Origin of the sequence: Nostoc sp. ChiVER01 (assembly GCF_034531155.1) — a bacterium.
Lineage (GTDB): Bacteria > Cyanobacteriota > Cyanobacteriia > Cyanobacteriales > Nostocaceae > Nostoc.
The window spans coordinates 44,189-64,282 of record NZ_JAVRBS010000004.1 but is presented as its reverse complement, the minus strand read 5'-3'; the positions used below and the strand labels follow the sequence as shown (position 1 = coordinate 64,282).

Annotated in this window: 16 protein-coding genes and 1 tRNA gene; 7 read left to right on the top strand and 10 right to left on the bottom strand. The window is 41.5% G+C overall.

Features of this window, described 5'->3' with window-relative positions; all coding sequences use genetic code 11:
• Positions 1–150: 150 nt before the first annotated feature.
• From RMY00_RS07085 to RMY00_RS07075, 3 genes are all read right to left on the bottom strand, one after another.
• Positions 151–981, bottom strand: coding sequence for a metallophosphoesterase (locus RMY00_RS07085; RefSeq protein WP_322646871.1), 831 nt, complete (start codon positions 979–981; stop codon positions 151–153).
• A 344-nt stretch (positions 982–1,325) separates the two neighbouring features.
• The gene (locus RMY00_RS07080) at positions 1,326–1,781 is read right to left on the bottom strand and encodes a pentapeptide repeat-containing protein (protein WP_322646870.1); all 456 of its coding nucleotides are present in this window, start codon (positions 1,779–1,781) and stop codon (positions 1,326–1,328) included.
• Positions 1,782–2,055: 274 nt separating this feature from the next.
• The gene (locus tag RMY00_RS07075; RefSeq protein WP_322646869.1) at positions 2,056–2,919 is read right to left on the bottom strand and encodes an alpha/beta hydrolase; all 864 of its coding nucleotides are present in this window, start codon (positions 2,917–2,919) and stop codon (positions 2,056–2,058) included.
• Positions 2,920–3,127: 208 nt separating this feature from the next.
• Here RMY00_RS07075 and RMY00_RS07070 point away from each other — a divergent pair, with 208 nt between their 5' ends.
• The 4 genes from RMY00_RS07070 (at position 3,128) to RMY00_RS07060 (ending at position 6,119) form a co-directional block, all read left to right on the top strand.
• Positions 3,128–3,946: a DUF1206 domain-containing protein gene (locus RMY00_RS07070; RefSeq protein ID WP_322646868.1), complete on the top strand. Its 819-nt coding sequence runs from the start codon at positions 3,128–3,130 to the stop codon at positions 3,944–3,946.
• 33 nt (positions 3,947–3,979) lie between these two features.
• Complete coding sequence (locus RMY00_RS07065) at positions 3,980–5,131, top strand: glycoside hydrolase family 10 protein (protein WP_322646867.1); 1,152 nt, start codon at positions 3,980–3,982, stop codon at positions 5,129–5,131.
• A gap of 264 nt (positions 5,132–5,395) precedes the next feature.
• Positions 5,396–5,623 carry a DUF3471 domain-containing protein gene (locus RMY00_RS36090; RefSeq protein WP_416212045.1) on the top strand — a complete coding sequence of 76 codons (228 nt, stop codon included), beginning with the start codon at positions 5,396–5,398 and terminating at the stop codon, positions 5,621–5,623.
• Between the two features lie 85 nt (positions 5,624–5,708).
• Positions 5,709–6,119, top strand: coding sequence for a DUF2358 domain-containing protein (locus tag RMY00_RS07060; RefSeq protein WP_322646866.1), 411 nt, complete (start codon positions 5,709–5,711; stop codon positions 6,117–6,119).
• A 614-nt stretch (positions 6,120–6,733) separates the two neighbouring features.
• Here RMY00_RS07060 and RMY00_RS07055 read toward each other — a convergent pair.
• Positions 6,734–6,807 (bottom strand) — tRNA-Met (locus RMY00_RS07055).
• Positions 6,808–6,972: 165 nt separating this feature from the next.
• Complete coding sequence (locus RMY00_RS07050) at positions 6,973–9,276, bottom strand: peptidoglycan DD-metalloendopeptidase family protein (protein ID WP_322646865.1); 2,304 nt, start codon at positions 9,274–9,276, stop codon at positions 6,973–6,975.
• A 239-nt stretch (positions 9,277–9,515) separates the two neighbouring features.
• On the opposite strand from RMY00_RS07050, the gene RMY00_RS07045 reads away from it, so the two are divergent.
• Complete coding sequence (locus RMY00_RS07045) at positions 9,516–9,689, top strand: hypothetical protein (RefSeq protein WP_322646864.1); 174 nt, start codon at positions 9,516–9,518, stop codon at positions 9,687–9,689.
• 378 nt (positions 9,690–10,067) lie between these two features.
• Here the strand turns inward: RMY00_RS07045 and RMY00_RS07040 are convergent, their stop codons facing one another.
• From RMY00_RS07040 to RMY00_RS07025, 4 genes are all read right to left on the bottom strand, one after another.
• Complete coding sequence (locus RMY00_RS07040; protein WP_322646863.1) at positions 10,068–10,529, bottom strand: tRNA (cytidine(34)-2'-O)-methyltransferase; 462 nt, start codon at positions 10,527–10,529, stop codon at positions 10,068–10,070.
• Positions 10,530–10,982: 453 nt separating this feature from the next.
• Positions 10,983–12,002 (bottom strand): adenosyl-hopene transferase HpnH, encoded by a 1,020-nt coding sequence (gene hpnH, locus RMY00_RS07035; protein ID WP_322646862.1) that lies wholly within the window; start codon positions 12,000–12,002, stop codon positions 10,983–10,985.
• A gap of 64 nt (positions 12,003–12,066) precedes the next feature.
• Positions 12,067–13,083 carry a hopanoid-associated sugar epimerase gene (gene hpnA, locus RMY00_RS07030; protein ID WP_322646861.1) on the bottom strand — a complete coding sequence of 339 codons (1,017 nt, stop codon included), beginning with the start codon at positions 13,081–13,083 and terminating at the stop codon, positions 12,067–12,069.
• Positions 13,083–15,791: an efflux RND transporter permease subunit gene (locus RMY00_RS07025; protein WP_322646860.1), complete on the bottom strand. Its 2,709-nt coding sequence runs from the start codon at positions 15,789–15,791 to the stop codon at positions 13,083–13,085. The genes hpnA and RMY00_RS07025 overlap by 1 nt, the downstream gene beginning before the upstream one ends.
• A gap of 181 nt (positions 15,792–15,972) precedes the next feature.
• On the opposite strand from RMY00_RS07025, the gene RMY00_RS07020 reads away from it, so the two are divergent.
• Positions 15,973–16,650, top strand: coding sequence for a phosphorylase (locus RMY00_RS07020; protein ID WP_322646859.1), 678 nt, complete (start codon positions 15,973–15,975; stop codon positions 16,648–16,650).
• 159 nt (positions 16,651–16,809) lie between these two features.
• Here the strand turns inward: RMY00_RS07020 and RMY00_RS07015 are convergent, their stop codons facing one another.
• Positions 16,810–17,478: a SnoaL-like polyketide cyclase gene (locus RMY00_RS07015; protein ID WP_322646858.1), complete on the bottom strand. Its 669-nt coding sequence runs from the start codon at positions 17,476–17,478 to the stop codon at positions 16,810–16,812.
• 670 nt (positions 17,479–18,148) lie between these two features.
• Between RMY00_RS07015 and RMY00_RS07010 the strand changes: the two genes are divergently transcribed.
• Complete coding sequence (locus RMY00_RS07010; RefSeq protein ID WP_322646857.1) at positions 18,149–19,861, top strand: putative bifunctional diguanylate cyclase/phosphodiesterase; 1,713 nt, start codon at positions 18,149–18,151, stop codon at positions 19,859–19,861.
• Positions 19,862–20,094: the final 233 nt, after the last annotated feature.

Genomic DNA, 20,094 nt, shown 5'->3' with positions numbered 1-20,094 from the left:
AAAAATGTAACTTGATAAACTGCAATAATTTATGTCATCTATTCCAGATACAATTAACTAATTGATTGAAATTCTGAAACTAAACTACAGGTACTCATTAGCCAGAATACCTGCCGTGATTCTATTCTTGAATTTTTAAATTTGAATTACTTATTCACCCTGTAGGGTGATTATAGTAACTTCTGGGCGGCAAAATAAGCGTCCTGGGAGGTAAGTCCCCAAACCACGATTGACATATAGCTGATTTTTTCCCAGACGGTGCAAACCCTGTGCCCATTCCCAATGGCTGACTACAGAAATATTTTCTGACAAAAATGGAAATCGACGCTGCACTTTTTTGGGTATTTTTTCTGCAAGCTTGTCGTAAAAAAACATCGCAGGGCCAATTCCGGGAATCACGATTTGACCACCGTGAGTATGACCAGATAATTGTAAGTCAACTCGCCATTCTTGCAGTATCTCGGCAGTATCTGGGTTGTGGGATAAAACGATGCGGGGTGTGTCGGGGTTTAGTTGATTCATGACTGGTACAGGATTAAATTCCTGTGACCAATAATCAGCTAGTCCAACAAGAGGTAATTCTTTTCCTAGTGGATAGGCAATTTCGTTCCAAAGAACGTGGATTCCGATGCTAGTAAGGGCATCGGTAACTTCTGTTTTGGCGTTTTGGTAATGTATATCGTGATTGCCAAGAATAGCACAAATACCACTGCGACTTTGCAGATGTTTGAGTCGAAGTATCAGTTGGTGAATCGGCGCGGGATCGTCAGTTACGTAGTCACCAGTTAATAAAATTAAATCTGGTTTAGCTTCGTTAGTAAGTGCGATCGCTTTTTCTAGCATCTCTTCTGACAGCCGCAAACCATCGTAGTGAAAATCTGACAACTGCACCAGCTTCTTACCTTGTAACGATGCAGGCAACCCTGTAATGTTAACCGTCAATTTCTCTATACTCAACGGCCCAGATAACAACCAATGCATAAGACATTCACTAAAGCTCAATCATAGCGTTAACAGCTTAACGAAACATCCTCGATTTGTGTGTAGAGAACCGTACAACTTATTGAAAATTTCATTAAAACTAATTAAAAGCCTGAAAGCTAGACATAGCATACCTATTCAGCCTAAATTACATTTGTTTTACATAAATTTTCGGTTCAGCCCCAATAAGAAACCCCCTCTGCTTTTGTTGTAGTAAAGTCATTACAAGGCAGAGGGGTTTCATTTTTTATTTTTATATAGTGTATAGGCAGATTTTAAAGATAATACTGGCAAACACCAGTTTCTCTAATGTTGTCTTTTTTTAACCTGCCTACCAGTTCAGCCTATTTCCAATCAGGAATCTCGGCATCTTCTCCACCAATCCCGATTCCAGTGTTAAATATTTCGGCATCAGTAAGGTTAAGATCATTCATTGATGCTTTATACACATTAGAATCGTGAATTGTAGCGCGTGTAAAATTTACTCCGTTAAGATTGGTTTGCTTTAAATTCACATTGCTTACATAAGCAGATGTTAGATTAGCACCTGCCAAGTTTGCACCAGTTAAGTCAGCACCTTCGAGGTTAGCGCCTACAAGGTTGGCTCCTTGAAGCTTTGAGCCTCTCAAGTCAGCACCAATTAAATGAGCGCCACTGAGGTTAGCTCCCGATAGATTACAGCTAATGCATTCCCCAGTTGAAAGCAGCTTTTGTAAGTCCTGCGGGTTCTCGGCTCTAACCGAGCTAGCAAAAAATAGGGGAGTTGCTAAGGCCATGGCCGCTAATAGCTGGAGTTTCATAATTTTCCCCCTTAAATAATCAAGTTGCGTCCGTTCTGTCCCTCACAACTCTATTATCTCATTAAACTTCTTAAGGTCAATCTATCTCTTGACAACTTAGTTGTGATATGAAACAAGGGTAACGGTAATCCAATAAATGCTGTTAATTCTGATTTTTGGCGATTTTTACTTGACAATGCCTAAAAAACTGCCAATGTTAAATCACTATTAAATCTTTTTAAGAGCTTGTACTACTCGTCATAATTTGGCTATTTTGATAAGTATTTATACTTCTTTAAGTCTTTAAAAATTCTCGGATATACTGATTAACCAATTCAGGCTGTTCTTGCTGCACCCAATGACCACAATTGGGTATGTACTTAATTTGAAAATTCCTAACATAGGCTGCGGTATCGTAGCTTAGTTCCTTGCCAAGTGCAGTGTCATTTTCTCCCCAAATCATCAGTGTTGGCACTTCCAGAACGCCCCAACTTGGATTTAGCATTCTCTGTTGAAAAATATTACGGTAGTAGTTCAACATTGCTGTGAGGGCGCCGCGTTTTGCAGCAGCATTTTTATAAGCGTCAATATCCGCTTGGGTGAAAGCATTCTTATTAACTGCTGTATTTTTAAAAGTTGTTTCAATTACTTGGTAGTCTGAAGATTGTAAAAGTAATTCTGGTATCCACGGTAGTTGAAAGAGAAATATGTAGTTGCTACGTAGCAACTGTTGGGGAGTGCGTAACCCTTGAGCAAATTTGGCAGGATGAGGTAGGTTAAGAATAATTAATTGTTCTAACATTTCGGGGTGAGTGTATGCAAAATTCCAAGCGATCGCACCTCCCCAATCATGACCAACTAATACACATTTTTGGTATCCTAATCCTTTAATTAGTCCCTCAACGTCTTTGATAAACTCATCCATTACATAAGCTGATTGCTCATTTGGTTTATCACTATCGTTGTAGCCACGCAAATCAAGGGCGACCACTTTAAAATCTTGGGCAAATTCTGGTATTTGATGCCGCCAAGAGTACCAAAACTCCGGAAATCCATGCAACATCAACATTAAGGGGCCTTCCCCTTGGGTAACGTAGTGTAGTTTTACCCCATTAGTAGTTATATATTCGTGTTTCCAAGAACTTTCTATTAAAGACATAATTAATTCAAATTCAGCATTAAAAAATACTAAATAGTAATACTGTACTTAGCAACTGTAATATTATTTGGAGTAACCTCACATCTATTAAAAGACAGTATTATGATAGTGATTTTTTGCAAAAACATTAGACAATTTGCCCTGCGGTAGATGTAAATCATGGGTAATTTTTGGTAAAAGATAGATATAATATTTCTCCCTAATTACCATGACACAACAGTTGACAAACCATGCTTCATTGTGGGTTGAGCGACTGGGACGATTTGGCTATGTTTCTAAGGGAGTAGTTTACGGTATAGTTGGACTACTGGCAGCACAGGCAGCTTCTGGCAGGGGTGGTAAAACAACTGATACCCAAGGCGCTCTCCAAACAATTGTCAACCAGCCATTTGGTAAATTTTTGCTAGCTTTAGTTGCAATTGGCTTGATTGGATACGTAATCTGGCGTTTTGTACAGGCAATTAAAGACCCAGAAAATAAAGGGAATGATGCCAAAGGTTTGGCAGCGCGAATTGGTTACGCAGTTAATGGCTTGATTTATGGAAGTTTAGCCTTAAGTGCTGTGAAAATCGTTATGGGTACAGGTAGCGGTAAAAATAGTAGTGATTCTACTGAAGATTCGACAGCACGTTTGCTTTCTCAACCCTTTGGTGAATGGTTAGTTGGAACTGTGGGGGTGTTTGTAATTGCTCTAGGTTTCTATCAGTTTTATCAAGCTTTTAGTGGCAAATTTCGTAAAGAACTCAATTTAACTGAGTTAAGCAACACACAAGCCCAATGGGTAATGAGGATTTCCAGATTTGGTTTAGCGGCACGGGGTATAGTATTTTGTATTATCGGTTGGTTTTTAATTGAAGCCGCAAGGCAATCGAACGCCGCTACCGCCGAAGGTTTAGATGAAGTATTACAGACACTAGCGCAACAGCCTAACGGAGCATGGCTTTTGGGTATTGTGGCACTAGGTTTAGTTGCCTATGGAATTTACACAATAATACAGGCGCGGTATCGTCGGTTAGTCAATGTTTAGATAGTGCAGTGCCGAGAATTTCAATTTATAGAAATGGCAATAATAGAAACCCGTGGTATTTGGCTGACGACTACTGATAGTAAGGTTCTCAGGTCAAAGGAACGCATTGCCGAGGCGATGGATTTCCTTGCCAAAACCGGATTTAATGTGGTGTTTCCCGTTGTTTGGAATAAGGCAGTAACTTTATATCCTAGTCAAACAATGCAGCAGACATTTGGAGTCGAAATTGACCATCTGTCTGTAGGTCGTGACCCTTTAGAAGAGGTGATAATTGAGGCGCGGCGAGTTGGGTTAAAAGTTATTCCTTGGTTTGAATATGGCTTTGCAAGTTCCTACAATTTGAATGGTGGTGTACTCTTACAAAAAAAACCGGAATGGACTGCGCGCGATTGTAACGGCAACTTACTAAAGAAAAACGGCTTTGAGTGGTTGAATGCACTCGACTCACAGGTGCAGGAATTCTTTTTGAACTTGGTGCTGGAAGTTGTAAAGAATTATGATGTGGATGGTGTTCAAGGAGACGATCGCTTCCCTGCATTTCCCTGTGAAGGAGGCTATGATGAGGGAACTGTCAACCGTTATCGCCAGCAATTCGATCGCAATCCGCCACAGAACCCCAAGGATAGGCAATGGTTACAGTGGCGTGCAGATATTCTCACTGATTTCTTGGCGCGTCTCTACCGGGAAGTGAAAGCAGTTAATCCTAATTTATTAGTAGCGATCGCACCTAATATTCATGATTGGGCATTCCAGGAATATCTGCAAGACTCACCCGCATGGCTGAAGCGGGGAATAGTTGATATGATTCAGCCGCAGATTTATCGCCGTGACTTTAGGAGTTATCAGGCGATCGCTGATAAACTAGTAAACCAGCAGTTCACAGATGCGACACTGCCTAAGTTAGCGCCAGGAATACTGATGAAACTTGGCTCTTACTGCATTAGTCCAGAATATCTGGTGCAGGCAATTGAATACAATCGTCAACTTGGAATTCAAGGAGAGGTATTCTTTTTTTACGAAGGTTTGCGCGAAAATAACAATACCCTAGCTAAAGTTTTGCGAGATGGCCCTTATGCTAAGTCTGCATCATTTCCCACTCTGTCAGATTTGAGTGCGGGTGGTGTAAGTAACAGCAAGACATCTTCAATTTGGCAAGGAGTAGTAAAGTTTTTAAGAAATCTTTAGCTATAAATGCAATAAGCTTTACACTCTACCCAATAACATGGTTCGTGATAATTTTTGCTGTATAAAAGTAATACTAATTTCAAATTAACAAAGTCAGATTGAATCTGGGTTTTCTAGAGGTAATTGAAAATATTTTTTATAGGACTTACGCAAACTCTACGATTCTTGGCGTTCTTGGCGTCTTTTCTGCGAGACGCGAAGCGCGATGGCGGTTCGATAAATTAATCTTTTTAGCACTTTTTGCGTAAATCCTATTTTATTAGAGTGGGAACAATTAATGATAATCTTTTAACACTAACTTATAATTCAATTATTTATAAATTAGAACACTACCACTATGATATTTTTGTTGAATCTAAGTTAAGCGACAAACCAGACTTTATATCTTTCTTAACTGATACTCAAGGTAATATTACTAGTCTTACCTTTCCTCTAGAACCAACTGCTAAAGAGATTTTATTTACCCGTATACCTGCAAGCACATCTCGTTAATTTGGATATTACTGTAACGCTTATGCTAGTACTACAATAATATTTGGGGGCTATGGAAAAATTTAACCTATAAAGTAACTTACAGATGCAACAGGTAATTGAAACTCTCAAACAAGATTTACCGACACTTTTTGAAAAAGATATTTCCTATGACATTTATACAGACGATATCTATTTTAAAGACCCAGTAAATACATTTAAATACAAATTTAACTATCGGATTATATTTTGGACTTTGCGATTTCACGCTCGGCTATTTTTTACCCAAATTTACTTTGATGTACATGAGGTCTATCAGTCAGCCGAAGATACGATTTTAGCCAAATGGACAGTGCGAGGAGTGTTGCGCGTTCCCTGGAAAGCTGGTTTGCTTTTTAATGGCTATTCAACGTATAAACTCAACCAAGATAATTTGATATACGAGCATATCGACACTTGGGATCGTAAACCTGGGGAGATTTTACGGCAGTTTTGGCAAAGGGGAAGAGAGAGCTAATTAGATACAATGAAAAATTTGGTTTACCGCCATGCCCAAGCGACTAAAACAAAACTCTGACCACCCACACCGACATCATACTCCTACTATAGATAATGAAGCGATACCTTCGGTGGGCTTCGTCTACACTAAACACATAGACAGGCTTTATTAACTCCAGCAGTTTTTGCTCAACAAAAATATTATAAGCAGTTAGGATTACGAGATAAATAAATTCTTGCAGTGCAGGGCTAGTGGAAATATAAAGATTACAAGATATTAGGTATGGGTTGAAAGGGTTCAACTCCGTCCTGCTTAACTTTTGCTGCCAAGCATGGTGGTTGGACTAATTTTTTGCGAAATCAAAGAACAAAAGTTCTTTGTTTAAGCAAGGTATAGTAAAAGTTTTTAGAGCTTGAGTTAAACTTAAGCTTATATGGTGTTCTATTTGGTAAGTCTAGTATTGACTAATAACCGTACACAGTCCTAATATTGCGACATTAGTTTGTGAATGGTTATGTCGAAGACTCACAACACCAATTAGTGAAAGAGCGACATTAATGTGTGAACGGCGACATCTAATTTGTAAATGTACAACAACTCCACTTATCGCTCACTACTTATAAACTTTAAAGTGGCTCAGGTCGGAGTTGAACCAACGACCCCAGGCTTATGAGTCCCGTGCTCTAACCAACTGAGCTACTGAGCCATGTCTTTCCAAATCATTAACTAATATAGCATATAAATTTGCTCAAGGCTAGCCTTTTTTGCAATTTTTTTACAGCTTTCATCTCCGTTGAACTAATAGAAAGCAAAAGAGGGAGTTTACCTCCCTCAACTAACAAGGCAATGATTTCGTTATAGATAGCCTGTTTTACACGCGTTGGGGTAGGAAGGCTATTGGGTTAACAGCTTCTTTACCTCCTGGATGAATTTCAAAGTGGCTGTGTGGGCCAGTGCTGTGACCAGTAGTACCCATTAAAGCGATTGTTTCTCCTTGATGCACCTGCTGACCAGGTTGTACCAGAATTTTGCTGTTATGAGCATAGCGAGTCGTGCTGCCATCAGGATGGCGGATTTCAACAAGGTTGCCGTAGCCACCGTTGTTCCAGCCAGCTTTTTCTATCGTACCTTCAGCTGAAGCAACAACTGGTGTACCAGTGGAGTTAGCAATATCAATTCCCTTGTGCGGTCTTCCCCAGCGCATACCAAAGCCAGAGGTAAGAGTGCCCTTTGCTGGCCAGGTGAAAGCTATGGTTGAGGAAGAAGATGGAGGAGGTGTTAGTTCGTCAATGGGTTTGGGCAGATATTGATCAACTGCTGCCAAAGGTGGTATTACCTGTGGAGAAACAGTTCTTCCCCGCATCATTCCTAAAGAGTCAGAAGCATTTACTCTTCCAGAAGGTGTTGCAACCTTTACGGCTACTGGAGTACGAGAGGGAGTCCACTTACTAGGAGAACCTAGATTAGGCAAGAACTCTGGGTTTAATGCCTCACTAGGGCGTACAGGAGTACCAAATTGGGGCTTAATTGGCTGAACGCTATAGTTACTCCGAATCGGTGTAGGAACTGGAATTTGGATTGCTACACTATTCGGTTGAGCCGCATTGGGTACGGTGAAATTATTGGGAGTAGAAACAGGAGTGAGGATCGCAGCATGATTAGTTTCAGAAGGTGCTGCTGCCACAACTGAGTTACCAGACTGTTGGGTGCGATATTTCTGCTGTAATCTCTGAATTTCAGCTTGTAAGCTCCGCAAACGGTCATTATTGTTATTGTTGACCCTTGCTACCCTATTTGCTGGTGCTTTAAACTGTTGCATTTCGGCAAAAGTTTGTGGCACTTGATTTTCACCACCGACGCCGTAAGAAGTAGTGGTGGGGGCTGTTTCTAAGTCGGTTGCACTATTTGCCTGAACCTGAACAGTTACCGGTGTAGGGACGGTAATGTTACTGTTGTCGGCAATAGCTGGTGATGGTGAACTAGGTAAATATGAGTTGGCACTACCAATATTTATAGGGGAGTTGTTTACTTTTGGAGCTTTTCTGGACTCTACAAAAGTAGGACTCGCTACAGTGGCGTTACTTGCTACAGTTGCCTCAATTTGTTGAACAGCAGGAATAATTAGTTGTTGGCTAATTTTCAGTTCATTTGGATTATTGAGGTTATTTGCCTTGACTAGTTCTGATACGGAAGTGTTATATCTGCTGGCGATCGCTGCTAGTGTATCTCCAGGCTTAACTTCGTAGGCTGTTCGAGTCGAGGACGCAATAACTGTTGGTTTAGCTGGTGTTAGTGCAGTTGTCTGTGTCTTCTGTTTTAACTTCGATATCAACTTCGCTTTGCTTGCATCGCCAGAAGTGTCCGACTGGGCTAATACAGTCTTCTCAACCACAGTTGTTGGCTGTGCCAACCCCATATCAGCTTGTGATAAATCTTTAGTCTCCCCAGACCGCAACTGTGCCAGACTGTTTCTTAAACGGTTCGATTTTTCTTGTAAACGATTCAGTGCGAACTCTTGTTGCGCCTTAAGTTGTGCATTTATTTCACTGTTGACTGCCGTTGACGTTGCCACTGTTTGTGGCTGGGCAGTTAGTGATGCATTTGCAATACCAACACCATCAGCACTAGACTCAGACAGATTATTGACTGTTGGGAAACTAGCCTCTGCTAAGGTATTGTTTAATCCCTGTGCCACTTGGGGCTTCAAGTAGGTGGAATTTTTATAAACTGCTGTTCCTTGGGAAAACCTTTCTGATGCAGGAACTTGCAAAGACATTCCCTTTGCTGCGACTTGCCATTTAGCTTCAAGCCCAGGCACTTGTGAGACTGCCGTTGGTTCCACGATAACAGGATTTTCCGGCACGCTCGCTGATGAGACTGCTTGGGACTCCAGCTTTGTGGAGGCAAATTTCACCTCAGTGTCAGGAATAGCAGGAATTGTTGAGGTTGCCTTTTGGCTACCTACAGGCACTGCTGCTTGGGCTTGATCGCTTTGTCGAGTCACCAAAAGGCTGGTTGCTCCCATAGAGATTGCCAAGCCAATCATGGCGGCTTTTGTCCGCACCCGGCGGTTAACTTTTGGATTTATCACATTTAGCAGTTCTACCGGGGCATCATCGCTGCTGGGGTTATTGTTCAACACAGCTTTCACTCTCTTTTTCAATGCTCGTTTCAAAGACGACCTCCTATGATCACTAGCGCTTAACTGACCTCGATTTTTCAGTTGGATACTAGTAAATGATTTAGATCACAACGAATGATAGATCAAGATCACATTCACCAGAGATGCTTACGCAAGATTAACCTGCTTCTCTGATTTAAACAAGTTCACACGTATTAGCAAAAGTTAAATTTTGCTGTGTTTACTTGTCCGAACCACTCCTCACACCACTTAGGACGTTTTACTTTTTACCATTGTCCGCTATTGTCTTGCGTCAATCGCGGGGACTAGACAAACTATATGCCAAGTCCATAGTCGCTGCCGAGAATAAAATTGCTGCGACTTCTGGAAAAATGATGCCCCCCACTGTAGATATCTTCAAGATATTTCTACCCAATCAGTCTTCTCAACACGAGACTTTACGTTGATTATTCCCTAAAAAACAACCGTATGATCTATCGGCTACTTTGGGCCTACTTTCTAACGTTGCTCGAACTAAAATGGCTCAAACGTTTAATATGACTGGATTTAGCTATTTTTACCCCCAATTTAGGATGCTTCAGATTCATCAAAATCTATCATTCAAATTTGGCAATATTCCAACTTTTATATACAGATTTCTTATAATAACCCTCCTATCCTTGTAAGTATCTTCCACTACAATTTCGTAAATAAACCAATTTTAGGTATCTTGTTTTACATATTATTGCAGTAATCAAGAAAACTTTTACTGCCACAAATCTTTCGTCTAATAGATAACTAGAAAATTTGTAAGTATATTTACTTATGAATATGAAGGTAAATAACTATTGTAGATAGCCTAACTGACGACGGGTTTCAAATAAGCTAATTGCTACGCTTACTGAAAGATTCAAGCTGCGAACTCCCGGTTGGTTCATGGGAATATACAGAGTAGCATCGCAATCTGACAAAATTGCTGGTGGTAAGCCGGTAGTTTCACTACCGAACAGCAACCAATCATCTGGTTGAAACTGAAAGCTGACGTAATTACATTTTCCACGGACACTAAAACCTAAGCATCTGCCTCCACGCTGCTGATGTACGGTTTTAAAGGCTTCTAGCGATTCGTGATAATGCAGTTTAACGTAAGGCCAGTAATCCAATCCTGCTCTTTTGAGGTAGCGATCGCTAATTTCAAATCCCAAAGGCCCCACCAAATGCAACTCTGTACCCGTAGCTGCACAAGTACGGGCAATATTACCTGTATTAGGAGGAATTTGTGGGTTAACTAAAACTACCTGGGGCATTGACCGTGTAATCTACGTATTGTATAAAAAAATTTCCTGTCTATGTTAAATCTACCAAACGGTAGAGGCGATTCATAGGTTTTGTTAATAATAATCAAGCATCCTCCATTAATTAGATTTTTAAAACGAGGCCCAAACGCTCCCAAAACAATGTCTAAGGGGATGTTTAGTTAAAATTAGTAAATATTAAGTTTTGTGTAGAAATAGAAAAGGCTTGTGTCTTCTAGGTCTAGTACTGCAAGACAGAAGTCAACTCACTTTTGAGAATTAAAAATTAAGAATTTTTAATTGGCGTGTACTCAATACCGTTAGGTTAAGGAGTTTTTTGGTTGAGGCAGGTGGAGCATGGGAAGAAGAGAAGCAGGGGGAGAAAAGAACTACTGGACAATAACCTCTTTCTTTGGGTTTATGCGGTTTGTTTCTCAACCCCCTCAAAATTAATGAAACAGCCTATTAGGCCCTGCCAAACACACTGCCAAGGGCACGCGCCATATTTTGCGGTTGCATTGCATCCATTGCGGCGGTGGGTTCGTAGCCACAGTGAACCATGCAATCGGCACATTTGGGATTACCACTCTTTTGGCCGTATTGACTCCAGTCTGTTTGTGCCACTAATTCCTTAAAGGTAGAGTAGTAACCTTCATTTAGCAGATAGCAAGGTTTTTGCCAGCCGAGAACGCTATAACTAGGGCTACCCCAAGGCGTGCATTCATAGTCTTTTTCACCAGTGAGAAAATCTAAGAACAGTGGATTGTGATTGAAGTTCCAGTTTTTTTCACCAGCTTTGTATGGAGCCAGAATTTGCCGGAATAAGGTGCGTGTTTGTTCTCGATGGAGAAAATGATCTTGATCTGGTGCCCACTCGTAACTGTAACCGGGAGAAATCATCATCCCGTCAGTATTAAGGGTTTCCAGAAAGTCGAAGAACTCTTGCATATCTTTGGGTTGGGTACCCTCAAAGATAGTGGTGTTAGTAGTGACACGAAAGCCTTTAGCTTTAGCAGCGCGAATGGCTTTGACAGCAATATCAAAAACACCTTTGCGATCAACACACTGATCGTGCAAGTCCCGCATCCCATCTAAATGGACGCTAAAAGTCAGGTAAGGGGAAGGTTGAAACTTATCCAGGCTCTTTTCTAACAACAAGCCATTGGTACACAAGTAAATATATTTCTTGCGCTCAATTAATCCCTGAACAATCTCATCAATCTGAGGATGTAGAAGCGGTTCTCCCCCCGGAATTGAGACAACTGGTGCGCCACACTCTTCTACTGCGGCAAAGCACTGTTCTGGGGTAAGATTTTGCTTTAAAATTTCCTTTGGATGTTGAATCTTACCACAACCAGTACAGGCTAGATTACACCGAAAAAGCGGTTCCAACATCAATACTAAGGGGAAGCGTTTACGTCCTTTCAAACGCTGGGTAACAAGATACTTCCCAATATCCATAGCTTGTTGTAGATTAACTGCCATCTTATTACTCCTCTGTTGGTAAAAACACCACGTTCTCAACCCCAAGATTTATCTGCGGGGTCTTTCATTTTGAATTTTGGATTTTGAATTCCCTAGAAGGGTTGACATATCCCTGAGCAACAAACCAATCTACAGCATCCCTAAGTGCCACCTTTAGCGGAGATTGGGGTAAACCCAATTCTCGTACTGCTTTGGCGGCATCGTAATACATAGGTTGTTTTGCCATCCGAACACCATCTAATGGCACTGAGGGCGATTTCCCCAAGGGTGCGAGAATCTTTTCATCAACCCAGGCAACACTAAGGGGGAGCCAAGCGGGTACTGTTCGTTGAGGTGCTATTAGACCTGTGATATCGGCGAGTTGTTCGAGTAGTTGCTTGAGGCTTAGGTTTTGATTACCTAAGATATAGCGATCGCCTGATTTACCCCGTTGCAAAGCCAGTAAATGCCCCCATGCCACATCCCGCACATCGATAAAATTTAAACCAGTATCTAAGTAAAAAGGCATTTGCCTACACAAGAACCGCAGGATTATATCACCTGTCGGGGTAGGTTTGATATCCAACGAGCCTATTGGGCTACTGGGATTGACTATAACTACCTCCTGACCTTTAGCAACGGCTTGTATGGCTTCTTGTTCAGCGAGAAACTTAGACTTTTTGTAGTCACCAACCAGCTTTTCTAAGGGACTCTGATGTGTCTCATCGACGACTTGACCAAATGATCCTACCCCAATTGCCGCTACTGAACTGGTATAAACGGTGCGCTCAATGCCAGATTTCTGAGCTGCTGCCAGCACATTGCGAGTACCCAAAACATTGTTCTGGTAGAGTAACTCCCGGTCTGTTTGCCAGAGGGAATAATGGGCTGCCACATGAAATAGATATTGACAACCTTTCATCTGTTGCCAGAGATTTGGATCGTTTAAATCGCCTTTGACAATTTCCACCTTCAAACCGCGTAGATTCTCCAAATTGCTGCTTGAGCGTACCAGGGCTTTGACATTGTATCCCTGTTGCAGCAACAACCGTACTAAGTGGGCACCAATAAAGCCTGTACCCCCGGTGACAAAAACTTGCATCAACTTCTCTCCCGCGTCTGAAATCGGGGAAACCAATCATCTAAAATTGCGTAAACTACCGGCACAACAATCAAACTGAGGATAGTTGAAGTCACCAGTCCACCAGCGATCGCTACAGCCATTGGCGATCGCAATTCCGAACCAGCACCAAAACCTAATGCGATCGGTAGCATCCCTAAAATAGTCGAGGCAGTGGTCATCATAATTGGTCTGAGGCGCACTAGTCCGGTGTTGAGGATTGCCTCGGTACGGTCTAAGCCAGCGTTGCGTAACTGATTGATGTAATCCACTAGTAAAATGGCATTTTTATTGGCCAGCCCCAGCAAGAACACGAAGCCAATCAGTGAGATCATGCCAAAGTCGCTTTTGGTGATTAGTAATGCCAACATTGCCCCCACTATTGCTAAAGGCAAAGAGACACCAATTACTAGAGGGTCTACCCAGCTTTTGAACAGCAAAATTAGTACGATGACAATACACAAGGCAGATAAAGCTAAAGTAGTGCCAAAACTGCTAAAAACCTGACCTTGGCTAGCAGAATCTCCACCTAAATTTAATGAAACATTAGGAGGTAACACCGCCTTAGCTTCAGCTACCACTTTGTCAGTAGCATTACCTAAGGATAAATCCTTGCCAAGATTAGCACTCACATAAGCCACTCGTTGATTATTCAGACGCTCGATTTGAAAAACTGTACCCTGTGGATTTGTTTCGCCTGTGACTGTGACATCAGCAAATCCCGGTAGTTTCTGAATTCTCTCTTTAACTGCTTTGGCTGCTTTGCTTAAGGCTTGGAGATCATTACCGCGTAAAGCTATCTGGAGGGGTTTTTGACCGCCAGAATCGACAAATTGAATATCTTCGACACTAGTAGTTACCCCAGAAATAGTAGGTAATGAGGAGCGGAATTGGTCTTGTAGTTCGGCAGTTGTGATTGTGCGGTCTTTTTTAAGCTTTACATAGAGTGTGCCTTTGTTCGGCTCACCCTCACGAGAACCAACAGTGGTAAATACCGTTTCAACTGCTGGTGATTTTCTTACAACCTCTTCTAGTTTCTTTGCAACTTCAAGAGAATCATTTAAAGGATTGGGAATGGAGAATTGGGGATTAGGGATTGGGGATTGGGGATTGGGGTTTGTCCCTTGCTCCCCTGCTTCTCTGCCCGCCTGCCCCTCTGCTCCACTAGGGATACTCGGCAAAGGAGCTGTATAAGCAATATTAAATTCGCCGCGATCAAGTTTAGGAATAAAGCCTTTGGGAATTAGTGGAATCAGTGCTATACCTGCGATGAAGCTGAGTACAGCTAACCCGATAACTATCTTGCGATGATTCAAAGACCAACTGAGCAAGTTTCTGTAAAATTGGGTAAAGGCTACCCAGATTTTTGCTTCTCGACGCGGGGAGAGTGAGGATTTAGGTTTTAGCCAGTAGATAGCGAGAACTGGAGATAAAGTCCGAGCAACTAGCATCGAAGCAAGCATCGCGGCTGAAACAGTGATGCCGAAAGGCTTAAAGAACTGACCGATTACCCCACCCATTAAACCTATGGGTAGAAAAACTGCTACTGCTGTCAAAGTGGCGGCGGTGACTGTCAACCCAATCTCATTTGTAGCTAAAAGCGCTGCTTGGCGAGGAGTTTCTCCATCTTCTACGTGTCGCATGATGTTTTCCACATCAACGATCGCATCATCAACAATACTACCAATCACCAAAGCTAAAGCCAGCAGGGTAATTGTTTCCAGGTTAAAGCCGAAAATCGCCATGACGATAAACGTCGCCAACAAAGACGTAGGAATCGCCAAGGCAGAAATTAGGGTGGCTCGCCAATTCCATAGAAAAGGGAAAATTACCACTATTGACAACAAGACTGCTTCCAACAGCGCATCAATTGTTGACTGTGTGGCTCGACGGATATATTCTGCTTGAGTAGCAGCTAAAGTGAGTTTGACATCCTTCAGACTAGACCGTAGCCTTTGGACTTCTTTCTCAACTCGACTCACTACTTCCAAAGTGTTAGCATTGCCACGTTTGATTACCTGAAATGCGAGTGCATTTTGCCCGTTGAACCGGACTAATGTTGCCCCTGCTTGGGGAATAGCTGCACTCGCATTCAATGGATTTAGGGGAGGAGTTGCAGTAGCACTACCCAATAGTGAGACTTTTAGCACTCCTGGCAGTTTAGCGATCGCACTTACAATCTCGTCTTTCGCCAACTTTGTCAAATCAGTAAGATTCCGTGAGGAACTCTCAATGGCATAACTAATGGCGGCTGACTCATTTAAATTCAGAGGAATAATTTTAGAAGTTGCGCCTTGAGGCAAAGTCACCTGCTTGAGGGCAATTTCAACTTCTTTAGTCGATGTTTCTAAATTCGTCCCAACGGCGAAAGAAAGGCTAACGGCTGTTTGACTAGGATAAGTGGATGAGCGAATATTCTCCAGTCCTTCTAGGGAGCGGAGGCGTTCTTCCAGGGGTTTAGTGAGCTTCGCTTCTGTATCCAGGGCAGTTGTCAGGGGGGCTGTAGCATTCACAACTACCACTGGAAATGTAATATCTGGAAACAAGGCATACTTGAGGGAACTGAAAGCCAGAACACCAGCTACTGTTACGGCAATCCAAAAACTCACTGTCAGCCACGAAAATTGAATCGCCAATTTAGAAATATTGAAGACTTCTCGTGCGGATTTGGAGTTATGAAGCTTTACCATCTTGGAAAATTATCGTGTGGGTGACACAATTATTTAGTCATGCTACAGCAATCACCCTCGGTTTGCGAGTTTTGGTTACTACTAAACAGCAATATTACTTATTGTCACTCAGATATGACCTAATCTTTAATACAAAAGGAAACTTCAAAGATGAAACTTGGTTCTGTTGAGCATAGGACTATTGCCTAATTTTTTGCCCATCAACACAATTCTGGTACCTCAGGGAGCAGAATATAAAGCTGTCTGTCGCGGATTAAGCGGCGTTACTGGTTCGATCCCAACGGTAGTAGCGATACCTGTTGGCATGAAGCCTTTACTTAAATATCTACAACAAGGAGAATTTTTAGCTCCATCCAGAGTGCTGATTATGGGTATCTGTGGCAGCTTGAGCGATCGCTATACAGTTGGTGATATTGTCCTGTATCAAGATTGTGTTTATCAAGGGAAGCGGTTAGAGTGCGATCGCACTTTCACAACACAATTACACTCTGAGATATCAGAAAAAGCCTCATTAGTCAAGTCTATGACAAGCGATCGCGTAATTTGGTCTGCTGCCGAAAAACGCCGTTTAGGTGAGATGGCTGCTGATGTTGTTGATATGGAAGGATTTACAGCCCTAGAGTTTTTCAATGCGGCTGGAGTTACAGTGGCAATGCTACGAGTAGTCAGCGACAATTGTCAGCACGATATCCCCGATCTCACACCAGCAATTAACTCTGATGGCTCCCTAAATCCTTTCCCTTTAGCGATAGGAATGCTTCGACAACCCCTTGCTGCTACTCGACTGATTCGAGGTTCGTTAACAGCATTAAAAGTGTTAGAACAAGTTACAAATCGGCTCTTTTCTAGCAATAAATAGGCGGCTAGAAGTCGCTACTACAAAAACATAGACGCTTTGTGGCTTTCCGCAGGGTAGTCTACGGAGGTGGACTAATACAAAATCAAAGGTTTGCCCTGCTGCGAAGGCAGATTTTGTCTCATGTAGTTAAGCTAGTGCGACTTCTAGCCGTCAAGGCTACTACTTTTGGGAATGGAAGGGACAACCCCCTGCGGTTAATTTTTGAAGAAAGACATTATTATCAAAATAATGCTCTAAAAACTCAATCTTCAAATCATCACTAACGCGAGCAATACTAAGTCCTACGATTTCTATCGTCTCTCCTGTGGGTGCATAGTCTTTATAGGAACCATTAAATGTTCCCCAATGCCGCCACTTAAAAGTAACATTAGGTGGCCCCGAAAGGACTTCTGTTAATTCCCAAAGGAAGCCATTAGGAAAAGCATTATGAAAAACCTGAAATGAAGATTCAAAGGTTTCTGTTTCAGAGCTATATTGCTCACTTTCACCCAGGAAGAGATTATAAGTACCTTCGACTGCGACATCCTGAGCAGTGTATTGTTGTCCTCCATTGGTACTCATTTTAAACTTATCAGTAACAATCGAAAGCCACTGTTGAGGATTAGATTTATTAGAAGCTTCCATCTCAAAATTTCGGACTAAGTTTTGTGCGATCGCTTCTAAAGAACCTTCTGGATGCTGAAATTTACTTTCTTGATGAAGAAATTCATTAGTGAAAGAATAATCCGGGCGTTTTCCTTCTCGCCACTGTACTTCTTCATCATGAGCAATGACTATATCTCTATCTTGTAACCAGAGTGGCACTTCTGTAGTTTTTTCGCTACTCATACAAGTTGATTGGCTATAAACATCGTTTCTTAGAATAAAGTTTTCTAGATACAAGTCAATCAAAAAATATATAAAATTAAAAAATATTTATAATTAGCTGAAAAAAATTGACTTTTTGTACAAATCCAAATAATACCAATTATCTAAGAGGCTGCACCAAATCAGACTTGTCCACGCTTGAAGCTTAACCCGGATTTATCATAAAGAGGGAATAAAGAGGGGTCAAAAACTAGTTTTGAACCTCAGTATGCTTTCAAGATTCAAGCCAGAATTTTATATTTCAATACGGTTCAGTTAAGGCTAAAACTGCTTATTGAAGTAAATTTTTTTAACGAACCGCCAAGAACGCCAAGGACGCAGAGAGAAGAAAGAAATTTTTAACTGAACCGTATTGTCTTATATTTGCTTTAATATGACATGAAGACAAACTAATAAATATTAATAGAATAACAATCAATTCAGTTACGTATTAATGCTGAAATTTTTTATAGAATAAGTTTTACACAAACTTTATAGTTATATATATCAAGTAGAAAACTAAATTGGGAAGCATAATATATAGCCTTAGAGGGTTAGGTTCCACAAGAGCTTATTCCAGTAAATTGTGAATCAAAAATCCTTTTTTGTCAGAATAGCTCGGAACTAATTAGCCAACTATCAAATATTATTTATGAAACTCAATCACAAGCTCTACCTCTACTCGTTTTTAGCTCATTTCGGATGGCTCAAAAAAAGTTACACCGCTAAAATTATGTTGGTGGCATTTTTGGGCACTCACGTACCACTTTTGACCTTACTTTTGAGTTTCGTCATCTCAAACTCCTATTCTTGGGAAATGGCGGCGCGAGTTATGATTATTGCTCTGTTGGCGACGTTAGCGGGTACAGCCGCCACCCTCTATGCGCTAAACCATCTCCTCAAACCAGTCATTTTGACATCTGCTACATTGCAAAATTATCTGAACACCAAAACCCTACCTGAATTGCCCACAGAATTTGCTGATGAAGCGGGTACATTGATGGCAGATACCTCACAAACTCTTCATAAATTAGATGAGTTAATTCACTACATCAGTAATTATGATGATCTGACTGGATTGCCCAATCGTGATTTATTCTGCGATCGCCTCCATGAAATTCTATCTAAACCTGAAAACAACCAGCGCCTTGTAGCTATCTTTTTGCTAAGTATTGATGATTTTACTGGTATAAGTCATGGGTTAGAGCATGAGACAATAAATTTGTTGTTAAGAGCAGTTGCCCAGAGGTTATCAACCTGTATGGGACAAACAGATATCCTTGCCCATTTGAGCGGAGATGAATTTGCCCTTGTCCGAACAGAGATTCATTCTTTTGAAAGTGTGATTAAGCTATCTCAAGTGCTGTTAAGTACTCTGAGCAAACCCTTTTCTGTTGAGGGTAACTCAATTCATATCACCGCCAGCATTGGGATTACAATTAATGACTTAAATGAGCGCAATAGCGTAGACCAACTTTTGCAACAGGCTCATATAGCGCTTTACCAAGCAAAGCAACAAGGGCGTAGCCAATACCAATTCTATTCACCAGAAATTAATACTCAGTTGCAGGAGCGACTGACATTAGAAAATGAATTACATGGGGCGCTTGAGCGCAAGGAAATGGTGGTTTATTACCAACCTCTGATTGATTTACATAGTGGACAAATTACAGCTGTAGAAGCGTTGATTCGCTGGCAGCATCCTACTTTAGGTATGATTTCTCCAGCAAAGTTTATTCCAATTGCAGAAGCCAATGGTGCGATCGTACAAATTGGCGAATGGGTTTTGCGAACTGCTTGCGCCCAAAACCGTGCTTGGCAGCTTGCTGGATTTACGCCAATTAGGATGTCTGTGAACCTGTCATCTCGACAGTTTGAACAACCGTATCTGGTTGAAGTCATCAATCAAATTCTTGAGGAAACTGAACTCCAAGCATCCGATCTGGAACTGGAAGTAACAGAAAGCTTCTTGATGGGTAACATCGAGCGATCAATTAAAACCTTAAAACAATTACGAGAACTCGGTATATGGTTGGCTCTAGACGACTTTGGCACTGGTTATTCTTCCCTAAGCTACTTGAAGCGCTTTCCTGTGAATATACTGAAGATTGATCAGTCATTCGTGCAGGATGTCATGTTCAATCCTGATAGCGTTGCCGTCACCAATGCCATTATTGCCCTCGCAAAAAGCCTCCGGTTGAGTATTACGGCAGAGGGAGTAGAAACCCAAGAACAGCTTGACTACCTGAAAATGCAGGGATGTGATGAAGGTCAAGGTTACTACTTCAGTCGTCCTGTCCCTGCTGATGTAATTGCCTCGATGTTGCAGAAAATTTCTCAGCAGATAGAGGTAATTGCAGCATAATAATGTAGATGCTATTATTCGCCAAAGAGTTACCCGAATACGTTTCGGATAAGTAATATTCACCTGCTTGTGGTGTGGGAAAAGGTAAAGGATGTCTTCAAAGCCTTTTTCTTTTCCCTTCAGCCGTTTCACCTTAATTTTGATATTATCAGGACTTACGCAAAAATTGCCGAAAAGCTTAGTTTATCGAACCGCCAAGACGCCAAGAACGCCAAGAATTCGTAGAGTGTGCG

Excerpts from the sequence above, each read along its gene's own strand:
- RMY00_RS07085 (WP_322646871.1), bottom strand. The coding sequence starts at position 981 with ATGCATTGGTTGTTATCTGGGCCGTTGAGTATAGAGAAATTGACGGTT.
- RMY00_RS07080 (WP_322646870.1), bottom strand. The coding sequence starts at position 1,781 with ATGAAACTCCAGCTATTAGCGGCCATGGCCTTAGCAACTCCCCTATTT.
- RMY00_RS07075 (WP_322646869.1), bottom strand. The coding sequence starts at position 2,919 with ATGTCTTTAATAGAAAGTTCTTGGAAACACGAATATATAACTACTAAT.
- RMY00_RS07070 (WP_322646868.1), top strand. The coding sequence starts at position 3,128 with ATGACACAACAGTTGACAAACCATGCTTCATTGTGGGTTGAGCGACTG.
- RMY00_RS07065 (WP_322646867.1), top strand. The coding sequence starts at position 3,980 with ATGGCAATAATAGAAACCCGTGGTATTTGGCTGACGACTACTGATAGT.
- RMY00_RS07060 (WP_322646866.1), top strand. The coding sequence starts at position 5,709 with ATGCAACAGGTAATTGAAACTCTCAAACAAGATTTACCGACACTTTTT.
- RMY00_RS07040 (WP_322646863.1), bottom strand. The coding sequence starts at position 10,529 with ATGCCCCAGGTAGTTTTAGTTAACCCACAAATTCCTCCTAATACAGGT.
- hpnH (WP_322646862.1), bottom strand. The coding sequence starts at position 12,002 with ATGGCAGTTAATCTACAACAAGCTATGGATATTGGGAAGTATCTTGTT.
- hpnA (WP_322646861.1), bottom strand. The coding sequence starts at position 13,083 with ATGCAAGTTTTTGTCACCGGGGGTACAGGCTTTATTGGTGCCCACTTA.
- RMY00_RS07025 (WP_322646860.1), bottom strand. The coding sequence starts at position 15,791 with ATGGTAAAGCTTCATAACTCCAAATCCGCACGAGAAGTCTTCAATATT.
- RMY00_RS07015 (WP_322646858.1), bottom strand. The coding sequence starts at position 17,478 with ATGAGTAGCGAAAAAACTACAGAAGTGCCACTCTGGTTACAAGATAGA.
- RMY00_RS07010 (WP_322646857.1), top strand. The coding sequence starts at position 18,149 with ATGAAACTCAATCACAAGCTCTACCTCTACTCGTTTTTAGCTCATTTC.